Source organism: Streptomyces sp. NPDC046859 (genome assembly GCF_040645135.1).
In the GTDB taxonomy this organism is placed as follows: Bacteria; Actinomycetota; Actinomycetes; order Streptomycetales; family Streptomycetaceae; genus Streptomyces.
In genome coordinates, this window is the sequence record NZ_JBEYXR010000010.1 from 230087 (window position 1) to 244789 (window position 14703).

General features: G+C 70.8%; 11 protein-coding genes. 6 read left to right on the forward strand and 5 right to left on the reverse strand.

Translation table 11 applies throughout. The features are described from left to right. The first annotated feature begins 102 nt into the window (after nt 1–102). The 5 genes from ABZ899_RS17975 (at nt 103) to ABZ899_RS17995 (ending at nt 7246) form a co-directional block, all read left to right on the forward strand. Entirely contained in the window at nt 103–1200 is a 1098-nt protein-coding gene (locus ABZ899_RS17975; protein ID WP_361346722.1) for a substrate-binding domain-containing protein, read from the forward strand. Between the two features lie 177 nt (nt 1201–1377). Next, entirely contained in the window at nt 1378–2169 is a 792-nt protein-coding gene (locus ABZ899_RS17980; protein WP_361346671.1) for an ATP-binding cassette domain-containing protein, read from the forward strand. Continuing rightward, nucleotides 2166–3461: a sugar ABC transporter permease gene (locus ABZ899_RS17985; protein WP_361346674.1), complete on the forward strand. Its 1296-nt coding sequence runs from the start codon at nt 2166–2168 to the stop codon at nt 3459–3461. Before ABZ899_RS17980 ends, ABZ899_RS17985 begins: the two co-directional genes overlap by 4 nt. Before the next feature lie 209 nt (nt 3462–3670). Continuing rightward, on the forward strand, nt 3671–5599 hold the full coding sequence (dxs, locus tag ABZ899_RS17990) for a 1-deoxy-D-xylulose-5-phosphate synthase (RefSeq protein ID WP_361346676.1): 1929 nt from the start codon (nt 3671–3673) through the stop codon (nt 5597–5599). 147 nt (nt 5600–5746) lie between these two features. Further along, complete coding sequence (locus tag ABZ899_RS17995) at nt 5747–7246, forward strand: amino acid permease (RefSeq protein WP_361346679.1); 1500 nt, start codon at nt 5747–5749, stop codon at nt 7244–7246. A 38-nt stretch (nt 7247–7284) separates the two neighbouring features. Here the strand turns inward: ABZ899_RS17995 and ABZ899_RS18000 are convergent, their stop codons facing one another. Continuing rightward, a complete protein-coding gene (locus tag ABZ899_RS18000) occupies nt 7285–7656 on the reverse strand; it encodes an NTP pyrophosphohydrolase (RefSeq protein WP_361346681.1) in 372 nt (123 codons plus the stop codon). A gap of 27 nt (nt 7657–7683) precedes the next feature. After that, nucleotides 7684–8574, reverse strand: a complete 891-nt coding sequence (locus tag ABZ899_RS18005; protein ID WP_361346683.1) for an NAD(P)-dependent oxidoreductase — start codon at nt 8572–8574, stop codon at nt 7684–7686. Between the two features lie 95 nt (nt 8575–8669). Here ABZ899_RS18005 and ABZ899_RS18010 point away from each other — a divergent pair, with 95 nt between their 5' ends. Beyond that, nucleotides 8670–9686 (forward strand): hypothetical protein, encoded by a 1017-nt coding sequence (locus tag ABZ899_RS18010; RefSeq protein WP_361346686.1) that lies wholly within the window; start codon nt 8670–8672, stop codon nt 9684–9686. Between the two features lie 74 nt (nt 9687–9760). Here ABZ899_RS18010 and ABZ899_RS18015 read toward each other — a convergent pair whose 3' ends face one another. The 3 genes from ABZ899_RS18015 to ABZ899_RS18025 all read right to left on the reverse strand — a co-directional run bounded on the left by ABZ899_RS18015 (nt 9761) and on the right by ABZ899_RS18025 (nt 14622). Beyond that, nucleotides 9761–11890, reverse strand: coding sequence for a 3-hydroxyacyl-CoA dehydrogenase NAD-binding domain-containing protein (locus ABZ899_RS18015; protein WP_361346688.1), 2130 nt, complete (start codon nt 11888–11890; stop codon nt 9761–9763). Further along, a complete protein-coding gene (locus ABZ899_RS18020; protein ID WP_361346691.1) occupies nt 11887–13113 on the reverse strand; it encodes an acetyl-CoA C-acyltransferase in 1227 nt (408 codons plus the stop codon). The genes ABZ899_RS18015 and ABZ899_RS18020 overlap by 4 nt, the downstream gene beginning before the upstream one ends. A gap of 228 nt (nt 13114–13341) precedes the next feature. Further along, the gene (locus ABZ899_RS18025) at nt 13342–14622 is read right to left on the reverse strand and encodes a ribonuclease D (protein ID WP_361346693.1); all 1281 of its coding nucleotides are present in this window, start codon (nt 14620–14622) and stop codon (nt 13342–13344) included. Nucleotides 14623–14703 lie beyond the last annotated feature (81 nt).

Consider the following 14703-nt stretch of genomic DNA (forward strand, 5'->3'; position numbering starts at 1 on the left):
GGATTTACTTCTTGACGTCGCACGTGTGGCCGAGTTGACTTCCAGCCACCTCGGCCGCAACGTCGCGGCCTCGTCAGGGAGGTTTCTGAAGTGAACACGCGTATGCGTCGCGCCGCTGTAGCCATCGCCGCTGGTGCGATGGCCGTCTCGCTGGCTGCCTGTGGCAGCGCCGAGGAGGCGGACGGCGGCAAGGACTCCACCGCTTCCGCCAACAAGGGCGACGACATCAAGGTCGGTCTGCTGCTCCCCGAGAACCAGACCGCTCGCTACGAGAAGTTCGACCGCCCGCTGATCGAGCAGAAGATCAAGGAGCTGACGAACGGCAAGGCCAAGGTCGACTACAACAACGCCAAGCAGGACGCCAACCTGCAGGCGCAGCAGGTCGACACGATGATCACCAACAAGGTGGACGTCCTCATCCTGGACGCCGTCGACGCCAAGGCGATCAAGAACTCCGTCCAGAAGGCCGTGGACGCCGGCATCAAGGTCGTCGCGTACGACCGCCTGGCCGAGGGCCCGATCAGCGCCTACACCTCGTTCGACAACGTGGCGGTCGGCAAGACCCAGGGCGAGGCCCTCCTCGAGGCCCTTGGCGACAAGGCCAAGGACGGCCAGATCGTCATGATGAACGGCTCCGTCACCGACCCGAACGCCGCCATGTTCAAGCAGGGCGCGCACTCCGCCCTCGACGGCAAGGTCGAGATCGGCAAGGAGTACGACACCAAGGAGTGGAAGCCGGAGAACGCCAACGCCAACATGGAGGCGGCGATCTCGGCCCTCGGCAAGAAGAAGATCGTCGGCGTCTACTCCGCCAACGACGGCATGGCGGGCGGCATCATCACCGCCCTGAAGGCCGCCGGCATCAACGTCCCGGTCACCGGCCAGGACGCCGAACTCGCCGCCGTGCAGCGGATCATCGCCGGTGAGCAGTTCATGAGCGTCTACAAGCCGTACGCCCCCGAGGCCTCCGCCGCCGCCGAGATGGCCGTCGCGCTCGCCCAGGGCAAGTCGCTCGACTCCATCGCCAAGGACAAGGTCGACAGCGAGAGCGCCAAGGCCGTCCCGTCCGTCCTCGTCCCGGTCACCTCGCTGACGAAGGCCAACGTCAACGACACCGTCATCAAGGACGGCGTCTACACCGCCGACGAGATCTGCACCGGCAAGTACAAGGCCGCGTGCGACAAGCTCAAGATCGGCTAGTCGAGTCCCCTCGCGTGTGCGGGAGTTCGTCACCGGATTCCCGCACGGGGCATGACTGCTCTCGACTCCTCCGGCGCCCCGCGCATCATTCAGCCCCGCAAGCTCGGCGCGGGGCGCCGGACGGATCCCCCCAACTCTCTCTGCACAACCCTTCCGCCGGGTCAGGCGGCGAAGGAGATGGTTCACGTGTCCGCTACGCCCGTGCTGGCGTTGCGCGGGGTCTCCAAGCGGTTCGGTGCCGTTCAGGCGCTCACCGACGTAGAGCTTGAGGTCCACGCCGGTGAAGTGGTCGCCCTGGTGGGCGACAACGGCGCCGGAAAGTCCACGCTGGTCAAGACGATCGCCGGCGTGCACCCCATCGATGAGGGCGTCATCGAATGGGAAGGCAAAGCCGTGTCGATCAGCCGGCCGCACGACGCCCAGGCCCTCGGCATCGCGACGGTGTACCAGGACCTCGCGCTGTGCGACAACATCGACGTCGTAGGCAACCTCTTCCTGGGCCGCGAGCTGAAGAAGCGCGGCATCCTGGACGAGGTCGAGATGGAGCGTCGCTCCCGCGAGCTGCTCCAGACCCTCTCGATCCGCATCCCCAGCGTGCGCATCCCGATCGCCTCGCTCTCCGGCGGTCAGCGCCAGACCGTGGCCATCGCCCGCTCCATGCTCGGCGAGCCCAAGCTGGTCATCCTCGACGAGCCCACCGCGGCCCTCGGTGTCGAGCAGACCGCCCAGGTCCTCGACCTGGTCGAGCGGCTCCGCGAGCGCGGCCACGCCGTCATCCTCATCAGTCACAACATGGCCGACGTCAAGGCCGTCGCGGACAAGGTCGCCGTGCTGCGGCTCGGTCAGAACAACGGCGTCTTCGAGGTCAAGACGACCTCGCAGGAGGAGATCATCTCCGCCATCACCGGCGCCACCGACAACGCCGTGACCCGCCGTGCGGCGCGCACGAACGGGGAGGTTTCCAAGTGAGCACCGACAACACCTCCACCGCGCCCAAGGACGAGCGCGAGGTCGTCAACCCCGAGGCCGCCGCGGCCGCGGTGACCGCGGTCGACCCCCGCCTGCTCGTGCAGGAGCAGGGCCTGGCCGGCTACATCGGCGAGTTCCGGCGCAAGATAAAGGCCGGTGAGCTCGGCTCCCTGCCGGTCATCCTCGGCCTGGTCGCCATCTGCATCATCTTCCAGAGCCTCAACTCCGCGTTCCTGTCGGCGCAGAACATCAACGACATCACCGTCACGATGGTCGGCACCGGCATGATCTCCGTCGGCATCGTCTTCGTGCTGCTGCTCGGTGAGATCGACCTGTCCGTCGGCTCCGTCAGCGGCGCCTCCAGCGCCATCGCCGCCGTCCTCGCGGTGAACCAGGGCTGGCCCGAGTGGGCGGCCGTGCTGTTCGCGGTCGTCGCCGGTGCCCTCATCGGCGCCGTGCACGGCTTCTTCTTCGCGGTGCTGGGCGCCCCCGCCTTCGCCGTGACCCTGGCCGGTCTGCTCTTCTGGCTCGGCTTCATGCTCCAGACGCTGGGCGAGAACGGCACGATCAACCTCGACAGCGACGGCCTGATCGGCAAGCTCACCACGTACTTCTTCTCGGACGTGGCGGCCGCCTACGGCCTGGCGGCGGTCGTGACGGCGCTGTTCTTCCTCAGCTCCTTCCTCGGCAACCGCCGTCGCGAGGCCGCGGGCATCCCGTTCCGCCCGCTGAGCGACACGATCCTGCGGACCGCCCTGCTGGGCATCGTCTCCTTCGCCGCGGCGATCATGTACAACCAGTACAAGGGCCTGCCGCTGGCCACGGTCATCTTCCTGGTGTTCCTGGTCGGCACGGACTTCCTGCTGCGCCGGACGTCGTACGGCCGCAAGATCTTCGCGCTCGGTGGCAGTGTCGAGGCCTCGCGCCGCGCCGGCATCAACGTGACCGCGGTGCGCATCTCGGTGTTCGCGATCTCCGGTGGCTTCGCGGCGGTCGGCGGCCTCTTCCTGGCCTCCAAGATCGCCTCCGCCAACCAGAGCGCCGGTACCGGTGACCTGCTGATGAACGCCATCGCGGCGGCCGTCATCGGTGGTACGTCCCTCTTCGGCGGCCGCGGCCGCACCTGGAACGCCCTCCTGGGTGTCCTGGTCATCGTCTCGATCCAGTACGGCCTCCAGCTGGAGTCGATCGCCGAACCGGTGAAGTACATGATCACCGCCGGTGTCCTGCTCACCACGGTCGTGATCGACTCGATCACCCGGAAGACGCAGAAGACCGCGGGCCGCGCGTAGCGCGGGACGCGACAGCGCCCCGGGGCGCGGGTGAACTGGCGCGTGCCGGTCCGTTGTGGCCGGTCGCGCGGTTCCCCGCGCCCCTTCGGCGTGCCGGGGAGCCGATCGCACGACGTACGAATCCCGGGCCGGGAACCTTCCGCCGGAGCGGAACATTAGACTCGTCAAGCCCGGCAACAGCTCGACAGCTCTAAAGCAAGGAGGCACGGGTGCCGCTGCTGACCCGCATCACGGGACCGCGCGATCTGGATCGGCTCACCCCTGAGCAGCTGGTCCAGCTGGCAGAGGAGATCCGGACCTTCCTCGTCGAGGCGGTTTCCAAGACCGGCGGCCACCTCGGCCCCAACCTCGGTGTGGTCGAGCTGACCATCGCCCTGCACCGGGTGTTCGAGTCGCCGAAGGACAAGGTCCTCTGGGACACCGGTCACCAGTCCTATGTGCACAAGTTGCTCACCGGTCGTCAGGACTTCAGCCGGCTGAAGATGAAGGGCGGCCTCTCCGGCTACCCCTCGCAGGCCGAGTCCGAGCACGACGTCATCGAGAACTCGCACGCCTCGACCGTCCTCGGCTGGGCCGACGGCCTCGCCAAGGCCAACCAGCTCAGAAGGCGCGACGACCACGTCGTCGCCGTCATCGGCGACGGCGCCCTGACCGGCGGTATGGCCTGGGAGGCGCTGAACAACATCGCCGAGGCCAAGGACCGCCCCCTGGTCATCGTCGTCAACGACAACGAGCGCTCCTACGCGCCCACCATCGGCGGCCTCGCCAACCACCTCGCGACGCTGCGCACGACCGACGGCTACGAGCGTTTCCTCACCCGCACCAAGGAGATCCTCGACCGCACCCCGGTCGTCGGCAGGCCGCTCTACGAGACCCTGCACGGCGCCAAGAAGGGCCTGAAGGACTTCATCGCCCCGCAGGGCATGTTCGAGGACCTGGGCCTGAAGTACGTCGGCCCGATCGACGGCCACGACATCGAGGCCCTGGAGTCGGCACTCGCCCGCGCCAAGCGCTTCGGCGGCCCGGTCATCGTGCACTGCCTCACCGAGAAGGGCCGCGGCTACCAGCCCGCCCTCCAGGACGAGGCCGACCGCTTCCACGCCGTCGGCAAGATCCACCCCGACACCGGACTGCCGATCGCCTCCTCCGGCGCCGACTGGACCTCCGTCTTCGGCGACGAGATGGTCAGGCTCGGCGAGGAGCGCGACGACATCGTCGCCATCACCGCCGCCATGCTCCAGCCGGTCGGCCTGGACAAGTTCGCCAAGAGGTTCCCCGAGCGGGTCTACGACGTCGGCATCGCCGAGCAGCACGGCGCGGTCTCCGCGGCCGGCCTGGCCACCGGCGGGGTGCACCCCGTCTTCGCCGTCTACGCCACCTTCCTCAACCGCGCCTTCGACCAGGTCCTCATGGACGTCGCCCTGCACAAGTGCGGAGTCACCTTCGTGCTCGACCGGGCCGGCGTCACCGGCACCGACGGCGCCTCCCACAACGGCATGTGGGACATGTCGATCCTCCAGGTCGTCCCCGGCCTCAGGCTGGCCGCCCCGCGCGACGCGGACCAGGTGCGCGCCCAGCTGCGCGAGGCCGTGCGGGTCGACGACGCACCGACCGTCGTCCGCTTCTCCAAGGGCGCCGTCGGCCCGGCCGTGCCCGCCGTGGGGCGGGTCGGCGGCATGGACGTGCTGCGCGAGCCCGGCACCGACCGCCCGGACGTCCTGCTGGTCTCCGTGGGCGCCCTGGCCCCGATGTGCCTGGAGATCGCCGGTCTGCTCGACCGGCAGGGCATCTCCACCACCGTCGTCGACCCGCGCTGGGTCAAGCCCGTCGACGAGGCCATGGCCCCGCTCGCCGAGCGGCACCGCGTGGTCGTCACCGTCGAGGACAACAGCCGCGTCGGCGGGGTCGGTTCGGCCGTCGCCCAGGCCCTGCGGGACGCGGGCGTCGACGTCCCGCTGCGCGACTTCGGCATCCCGCCGCGCTTCCTCGACCACGCCTCGCGCGCCGAGGTCATGGCCGAGATCGGTCTGACCGCCCCCGACATCGCCCGCCAGGTCACCGGTCTGGTCTCCAAGCTGGACGGCCGGTACGACCGCACCGCGGCCGAGGTCGACGCCGTGGAGCCCGCGCGCGACTGACGGGTCCTCACAGGTCCGAACGGGCCGGTTTCGCCGCCGACACGAGTGGTGAAACCGGCCCATCTGTGTGAAATCGCCCGCGCGGGGGCAGGCGTACCACGCCCCCTCTCGATCATGTCGGGGACGACAAGCGTGGGAGGTAAGACCGTGAGCAGCACACTCTTCCGGACGAAGAGAGTCGAGCAGTCCATCAGCGACACCGAGGAGCCCGAGCACGCGCTCAAGAAGTCCTTGTCCGCGTTGGACCTGACGGTCTTCGGTGTCGGCGTCATCATCGGCACGGGCATCTTCGTGCTCACCGGCACCGTCGCCAAGAACAACGCCGGACCCGCGGTGGCCCTGGCGTTCGTCGTCTCCGGCATCGCCTGCGCGCTGGCCGCCCTGTGCTATGCCGAGTTCGCGTCGACGCTCCCCGTCGCCGGTTCGGCGTACACCTTCTCGTACGCCTCCCTCGGAGAGCTGCCCGCCTGGATCATCGGCTGGGACCTCGTCCTGGAGTTCGCGCTGGGCACCGCGGTGGTGGCCGTCGGCTGGTCCGGCTACATCCAGTCCCTGATGGACAACGCGGGCTGGCACATGCCGGCGGCGCTCGGCAGCAGGGAGGGCGCCGACACCTTCGGCTTCGACATCCTGGCCGCCGCGCTCGTCCTCGTCCTGACCGTCATCCTCGTCCTCGGCATGAAGCTGTCGGCGCGGATCACGTCCCTGGTCGTGGCGATCAAGCTGGCCGTCGTGCTGACGGTGATCATCGCCGGGGCGTTCCTGATCGACCCCGACAACTACGACCCGTTCATCCCGCCGAGCCAGACCGTCGAGGCCTCGGGCAGTCTCGACGCGCCACTGATCCAGCTCATGTTCGGCTGGGCGCCGTCGAACTACGGTGTCATGGGCATCTTCACCGCGGCCTCCGTCGTCTTCTTCGCCTTCATCGGCTTCGACGTGGTGGCGACGGCCGCCGAGGAGACCAAGAACCCGCAGCGCGACATGCCACGCGGCATCCTCGGCTCCCTCGTCATCTGCACGACCCTGTACGTCCTCGTGTCGATCGTCGTCACGGGCATGCAGCACTACACCAAGCTCTCCGTGGACGCACCGCTGGCCGACGCGTTCAAGGACACCGGGCACCCCTGGTACGCGGGGTTCATCAGCTTCGGCGCCGCGGTCGGCCTGACGACGGTCTGCATGATCCTGCTGCTCGGCCAGACCCGGGTGTTCTTCGCCATGAGCCGCGACGGACTGCTGCCCCGCTTCTTCTCGCGCGTCCACCCGCGCTTCAAGACCCCGCACCGCCCGACGATCCTGCTGGGCGTGCTCATCGCGGTCCTCGCGGGCTTCACGCCGCTGACGGAGCTGGCCGCGCTGGTGAACATCGGCACCCTGTTCGCCTTCGTGGTCGTGGCCATCGGCGTGATCATCCTCCGCAGGACCCGCCCCGACCTGCCCCGGTCCTTCCGCACCCCCTGGGTGCCGGTCCTGCCGATCCTGTCGGTGTGCGCCTCGCTGTGGCTGATGATCAACCTGCCCGCCGAGACCTGGGTCCGGTTCGCCATCTGGATGGTCGTCGGCCTCGCCGTGTATTTCCTCTACGGCCGTACCCACAGCCGTCTCGCCCGCGGCGAGGAGGCACCCGCGGCCGACGTGAAGTAGGAGGCGGTGCCCGTCCGGGGCCGCGTACGGCAGCCCGGCTACGGCCGGACCGTACGCGGCCCCGTCACGTCCGCCCCCAACGCCTGCACCCGGCGCCGCAGTTCCCGGTCGGCCGTCACCACGAGAGCGGGCCGCCCGGCCGCCCGCTCGACCAGGGCGACCATGTGGTCGTCCCCGCTCCCCGGGGCGGACTCCACCCGCACGCCCGGCACGCTCGCCACGTCCCGGGCGGCCCCCTCCACCACCAGCACGATGTCCACCGGCCCGGCGTGCCCCGGCACCCCCTCGGACGCCAGCCGGTCCCGCAGCCGTTCCGCGGCGCCCTGGCGGTCCCGCCACCAGCCGTCGGGCACCGACCCGACGACGTTCGCGGCGTCGACGATCACGAGCAGGGGAGCGTCCTCGTCCATGGGTTCCAGGGTCGCACGGGCACGCCGCTACTTCCTCTCGCCTTCCGGGAAGCTCGCGAAGTACGCCGCCGCCATGTCCTCCTCCCCGTGCCCCTGCGCCTCCGCCCGGGCGAACCGCTCCGCGCTCGCCGCGGCCACGTCCAGGCGGGCGCCGTGGCGCTCACCCGCCTCCACGATGAGCCGCGCGTCCTTCGCCGCCGTACGGACGGAGAAGGCGGCCGGGGAAAGTTTCCCGTTCAGCACCAGCCCCGCCTTGGCGCGCAGGTACCCCATGTCGAGCGGGCCGCCGTCGATCACCTCGAAGAACCGCTGCGGGTCCACCCCGAGGACCTCGGACAGCGCCAGCACCTCACCGGCCGCGTTCGTCACGGCCAGCACCCAGCTGTTGGCGACCAGCTTCAGCCGGGTCGCGGTGCCCGCCCCGCCGTCCTCCCCGGTCCACACCGTCCGCGACCCCACGGCGTCGAACACGGTCCGCACCACCGGCCGGCTCTCGGCCGGGCCCGCCGCCAGCACGGTGAGCGCGCCGGCCTCGGCGGGCTCCCGGGTGCCGAGCACCGGGGCGTCGTAGAAGACGAGGCCGCGCTCGCGCGCGAAGCCGGCCAGGTCGGCGATCCCCTCCAGACCGGCGGTCGTGGACTGCACCCACACGGCCCCGGCGCGCAGCCCCGGCGCCGCCTCCCGCATGACCTCCAGCGTCGCCGGACCGTCGTACAGCATGGTGAGGACGACATCGGCGTCTCGGACCGCCTCGGCGGGCGTCCCGGTCACCAGGGCGCCGTCGGCGGCCAGCGGCTCGGCCTTGGCCCGGGTGCGGTTCCAGACCCGGACGGTGTGCCCGGCCTTCACGAGGTTGCGGGCCATCGCGGCCCCCATGATGCCGGTGCCCAGCACGCTCACGGTGAACTTGTCGGTCATGACGTCGACTTCCTGTCTCGGTACGGACGGTGCCGTGATCCAGCTTGCCCGGGGGCGGCACGTTCCGCCGTACGCCACCCGCATAAGGTGAAACGGTGAACGGCGACTGGCTCATCCGCGGCCGTGACGGCCGCCTCAGCGTCTATCTGCCGACCGACGAGGCCGTCCTGTGCCGCGCGGAGCTGGGGCCCGGCGGCCCCTGGGGCCCCGCGCGCCGGATCGGCGGCGAGCAGAAGCTCCGCCCCGGCCCCGCCCTCGGGCACGGCGCCGACGCCTACACGCATCTGGCCGCCTGGCGTCCCACCAAGCCGGGGGAGTCGGGCCTCGTGCACTCCACGCACTTCAGGCCCCGGCTGGCCGCGCTCGACTGGGTCCCGGTCGGCCACCCGGACGGCAGCGGCGACCGTACGGGTCTGCCCGCCGTCACCGTCGACGCGCAGGGCCGCGCCCACGTGTTCGTCCGCAACAAGGCGGGCGGCGTGAGCATGCGCGGGCAGAAGCAGGCGGGCGGCTGGGGAGCCTGGCACGACCTCAAGGGCCGGGACGTCCACGAGCAACTGGCCGCGGTGGCGGGGGAGTCCGGGCTGGTCGAGCTGTACGCGGCCGTTCCGGGGGCCCTGCTGCACTGGCGGCAGGAGGAGCCGGGCGCCGTCCCTGTCCTCCAGGAGGCGCTGGAGACCTCCGTCCGGCCCGGCACCCTGTACGCCCTGGCCACCTCGGCGGAGCGCACCACGCTCTACTACGCCGAGGACTCCGGCGACCTGTGCGCCTGGCGGCCCGGCGCCAAACCGGTCACCGTCCTGCCGTCGGCCGGGCCCGGCCAGGTGTCCGCGGTCCGCTGCGCGCTGGACGGCCACGACTGCACGGTGCTCGCCCAGCGCTCGGCGAGCGGCCGTGTCGCCTTCGCCGCGTACCCGACGGAACAGGAGTCCGCGGGGGCCTGGTGGACCGAGTCAGGACCGCAGCTGCCGGCGGACGCGGTGGTGGCGCTGGCCCTGGACGAGGAGGAGCGGATCGTGGCGGCGACCCTGTCACCGTCGACGGGCCGGCTCCTGGTGACCCGCCGCAAGGACGAACCCGGACTGGCCCTGGAGGCCTGGCGGGAGGTCTGAGGCGCCTTCCGCGGAAACGCCGGTGCCCCGTACGCCAACGGGCGTACGGGGCACCGGCGTTCACAGCGGAGCGCTTACGCGGGGACGCTGGCCACGCCCGGCGCCAGGAACCTCTTGCCGTTCACACGCTCGGAGACACCCTCGCGGTCCAGGTACGGCGTGATGCCGCCCAGGTGGAAGGGCCAGCCGGCGCCCGTGATCAGGCACAGGTCGATGTCCTGGGCCTCGGCGACGACACCCTCGTCGAGCATGAGCCCGATCTCCTGGGCGACGGCGTCCAGGACGCGGTCGCGGACCTGCTCCTCGGTCAGGACGGTGTCGCCCTGCTTCAGCAGCGCGGCGACCTCCGGGTCCAGCTCCGGCTTGCCGGAGTCGTAGACGTAGAAGCCGCGCTTGCCCGCCTCGACGACCGCCTTCAGGTTCGGGGAGACCGTGAAGCGGTCCGGGAACGCCTTGTTGAGCGTCTCGGAGACGTGCAGACCGATCGCGGGACCGACCAGCTCCAGGAGCACCAGCGGCGACATCGGCAGGCCGAGCGGCTCGATGGCCTTCTCGGCGACCTCGACCGGCGTGCCCTCGTCGATGACGTTCTGGATCTCGCCCATGAAGCGGGTGAGGATGCGGTTCACGACGAACGCCGGGGCGTCCTTCGTCAGCACCGCCGTCTTCTTCAGCTTCTTGGCGACGGCGAACGCCGTGGCCAGCGAGGCGTCGTCCGTCTTCTCGCCGCGGACGATCTCCAGCAGCGGGAGGACGGCCACCGGGTTGAAGAAGTGGAAGCCCACGACCCGCTCGGGGTTCTTGAGCTTCGACGCCATCTCGGAGACCGACAGCGAGGAGGTGTTGGTGGCGAAGATCGCGTGCGCCGGGGCGACCGCCTCGACCTCCGCGAACACCTTCTGCTTGACGCCCATCTCCTCGAACACGGCCTCGATGATGAAGTCCGCGTCCGCGAAGCCCTCGGCCTTGTCCAGCACACCGGACACCAGCGCCTTGAGGCGGTTGGCCTTGTCCTGGTTGACACGGCCCTTGCCGAGCAGCTTGTCGATCTCGGCGTGGACGTAGCCCACACCCTTGTCGACGCGCTCCTGGTCGATGTCCGTGAGGACGACCGGGACCTCCAGGCGGCGCAGGAACAGCAGCGCGAGCTGGGAGGCCATCAGACCGGCGCCGACGACACCGACCTTGGTCACCGGGCGGGCCAGGCTCTTGTCCGGGGCGCCGGCGGGGCGCTTGCCGCGCTTCTGCACCAGGTTGAAGGCGTAGATGCCGGAGCGCAGCTCGCCGCCCATGATCAGGTCGGCGAGCGCCTGGTCCTCGGCGTCGTAGCCCTGCTGGAGGTCGCCGTTCTTGGCGGCGGCGATGATGTCGAGGGCGCGGTAGGCGGCCGGAGCGGCACCGTGCACCTTGCCGTCCGCGATGAAGCGGCCCTTGGCGACGGCCTGGTCCCAGGCCTCGCCGCGGTCGATCACCGGACGCTCGACCGTGATCTCGCCCTTGAGGACGGCCGCGGTCCAGATCAGCGACTGCTCCAGGAAGTCCGCGCCCTCGAACAGCGCGTCCGCGATGCCGAGTTCGTAGACCTGCTTGCCCTTGAGCTGCTTGTTCTGGTTGAGGCTGTTCTCGATGATCACCGAGACGGCCTTGTCGGCGCCGATCAGGTTCGGCAGCAGGGTACAGCCGCCCCAGCCGGGCACCAGGCCGAGGAACACCTCGGGCAGCGAGAACGCGGGCAGCGCCGCGGACACCGTGCGGTAGGTGCAGTGCAGACCGATCTCGACGCCACCGCCCATGGCGGCGCCGTTGTAGTACGCGAAGGTCGGCACGGCGAGCTGCGAGAGCCGCTTGAAGACGTCGTGGCCGCCCTTGCCGATGGCCAGCGCGTCCTTGTGCTCCTTCAGCAGCTCGACGCCCTTGAGGTCGGCGCCGACCGCGAAGATGAACGGCTTGCCGGTGACGCCGACGCCGACGATGTCGCCGTCCGCGGCCTCCTTCTCGACCTGGTCGAGCGCGGCGTCGATGTTCGCCAGCGACTGCGGGCCGAGCGTGGTCGGCTTGGTGTGGTCGTGGCCGTTGTCCAGGCTGATCAGGGCGAAGCGCCCGGCACCCAGCGGCAGGTCGAAGTGGCGTACGTGCGCCTGCGTGACGACCTCGCCGGGGAACAGCTCGGCGGCGCCCTTCAGAAGCTCAGCGGTGGTGCTCACTTGTCGCCTCCGGCGTCCTTGTGGTGCGGGTTCTCCCAGATCACGGTGGCGCCCATGCCGAAGCCGACGCACATCGTGGTGAGGCCGTAGCGGACCTCCGGCTGCTCCTCGAACTGGCGGGCCAGCTGCGTCATCAGACGGACGCCGGAGGAGGCGAGCGGGTGACCGAAGGCGATGGCGCCGCCGTACATGTTGACGCGGGCGTCGTCGTCGGCGATGCCGTAGTGCTCCAGGAAGGCCAGCACCTGCACGGCGAAGGCCTCGTTGATCTCGAACAGGCCGATGTCGTCGATGGACAGGCCGGCCTGGGCGAGGGCCTTCTCGGTGGCCGGGATCGGGCCGTAGCCCATGACCTCCGGCTCCACACCCGCGAAGGAGTAGGAGACGAGGCGCATCTTCACCGGCAGGTCGTTCTCGCGGGCGAAGTCCTCGGAGGCGATGAGGGAGGCGGTGGCGCCGTCGTTCAGACCGGCCGCGTTGCCGGCGGTGACCCGGCCGTGCACGCGGAACGGGGTCTTCAGACCGGCCAGGTTCTCCAGGGTGGTGCCCGGGCGCATCGGCTCGTCGGCGGTGACCAGGCCCCAGCCGGTCTCGCCGGCCTCGGCGTTGGTGCGGCGGACCGAGATCGGCACCAGGTCGGCCTGGATCTTGCCGTTGGCGTACGCCTTGGCCGCCTTCTCCTGGGAGCGCACGGCGTACTCGTCGGCGCGCTGCTTGGTGATCGTCGGGTAGCGGTCGTGCAGGTTCTCGGCGGTCATGCCCATGAACAGGGCGGACTCGTCGACCAGCTTCTCGCTGACGAAGCGCGGGTTGGGGTCGACGCCCTCGCCCATGGGGTGGCGGCCCATGTGCTCGACACCACCGGCGACGGCGATGTCGTACGCGCCGAAGGCGACCGAACCGGCGACCGTGGTGACGGCGGTCAGGGCGCCGGCGCACATGCGGTCGATGGAGTAGCCGGGCACCGACTGCGGCAGGCCCGCGAGGATGCCGGCCGTGCGGCCGATGGTCAGGCCCTGGTCGCCGATCTGCGTGGTCGCGGCGATGGCGACCTCGTCGATCTTCTTCGGGTCGAGACCGGGGTTGCGGCGCAGCAGCTCCCGGATCGCCTTCACGACGAGGTCGTCGGCGCGGGTCTCGTGGTAGATGCCCTTCGGGCCCGCCTTGCCGAACGGGGTGCGGACGCCGTCGACGAAGACGACGTCCCTGATGGTACGAGGCACGATGGCTCTCCTCCAGGGTGCGGGATGGCACTACTGCTGCGCGACGCGCTGAGCGCGCGCTCAGTACTCATGCTACTTATGAGTAACGTAGCTGCCCAGTCCTGGCGTGGCGAGCGGTGAAGGTCACACCGCCGGCTCAGCCCCCGCACCCGGACGCACCGGTAGATCTTGGCGCGATCTCGCCGTCCCCCTCCGCCGTGGTGCCTCCCCGAGGCACCCCGCGCCCCCCTAGGCGGACAGCGCGGCCACCAGGACCGGCGTGACCATCTCGACCTGCCAGGGCCTGGCCCCGTACCCGGTGAGCGCCTCCGCCACCGACTCGGCGCTCACCGACTGCGGGGGCTCCCAGCACACCCGCCGCACGGTGTCCGGAGTGATCAGGTTCTCCTGGGGCATGTTCAGCCGCTCGGCCAGCGCCGACACCGCGGCGCGGGCCGTCGCGAGGCGCGCGGCGGCCGCGGGGTCCTTGTCCGCCCAGGCCCGCGGCGGCGGGGGCCCGGTCACGGGCTGGCCCGGCGCGGGCAGCTGCGCCTCGCCGAGCTCCTTGGCCCGGTCGACCGCGGACTGCCACTGCTCCAGCTGCCGCCGCCCCATCCGGTGCCCGAACCCGCTCAGCGCGGCCAGCGCGTGCACGTTCGCCGGCATGGACAGCGCGGCCTCCACGATCGCCCCGTCCGACAGCACCTTGCCCGGCGACACGTCGCGCCGCTGCGCGATCCGGTCCCGGGTCTGCCACAGCTCGCGCACCACGGCCAGCTGCCGGCGCCGGCGCACCTTGTGCATCCCGGACGTCCGCCGCCAGGGGTCCTTGCGGGGCTCGGCGGGCGGCGCCGACGCGATCGCGTCGAACTCCTGCAGTGCCCACTCCAGCTTGCCCTGCCGGTCCAGCTCCTTCTCCAGGGCGTCCCGCAGATCGACGAGCAGCTCGACGTCGAGCGTCGCGTACCGCAGCCAGGGCTCGGGCAGCGGGCGGGTCGACCAGTCGACGGCCGAGTGGCCCTTCTCCAGGACGAAGCCGAGCACGCTCTCGACCATGGCGCCGAGGCCCACGCGCGGGAAGCCGGCGAGCCGCCCGGCGAGCTCCGTGTCGAACAGCCGGGTCGGCACCATGCCTATCTCCCGCAGACACGGCAGGTCCTGGGTGGCCGCGTGCAGGACCCACTCGACGTCCGCGAGGGCCGCGCCGAGACCGGACAGGTCGGGGCAGGCGACGGGGTCGATCAGCGCGGTGCCCGCTCCCGCGCGGCGCAGCTGCACGAGATAGGCGCGCTGGCCGTAGCGGTAGCCGGACGCGCGCTCGGCGTCGACGGCGACGGGTCCGGAGCCGGCGGCGAAGGCGGCGATCACCTCGGCGAGCGCCGCCTCGTCGGCGACCACGGGTGGAATGCCCTCGCGGGGCTCGAGCAGAGGGATCGGCGCCTTCGCGGCGGAGGCTCCGCCGTCGTCCGGAGGGCCGCCTCCGGTGGTTCGCAGTGGAGCGTCTGCTGCGGTCTCTTGGGCGTCGGTCACCTGTCAAGGGTATCCGTGTGCGGACGGCGCCTGCCGACGGAACGTTCCGTCGGCACCGGCGAGGCACTCGGCGTCCCCGGC

What these genes read in the sequence shown, in the direction of transcription:
- ABZ899_RS17975 (WP_361346722.1), top strand. Translation starts at nt 103, where the DNA reads ATGCGTCGCGCCGCTGTAGCCATCGCCGCTGGTGCGATGGCCGTCTCG.
- ABZ899_RS17980 (WP_361346671.1), top strand. Translation starts at nt 1,378, where the DNA reads ATGGTTCACGTGTCCGCTACGCCCGTGCTGGCGTTGCGCGGGGTCTCC.
- ABZ899_RS18000 (WP_361346681.1), bottom strand. Translation starts at nt 7,656, where the DNA reads ATGGACGAGGACGCTCCCCTGCTCGTGATCGTCGACGCCGCGAACGTC.
- ABZ899_RS18005 (WP_361346683.1), bottom strand. Translation starts at nt 8,574, where the DNA reads ATGACCGACAAGTTCACCGTGAGCGTGCTGGGCACCGGCATCATGGGG.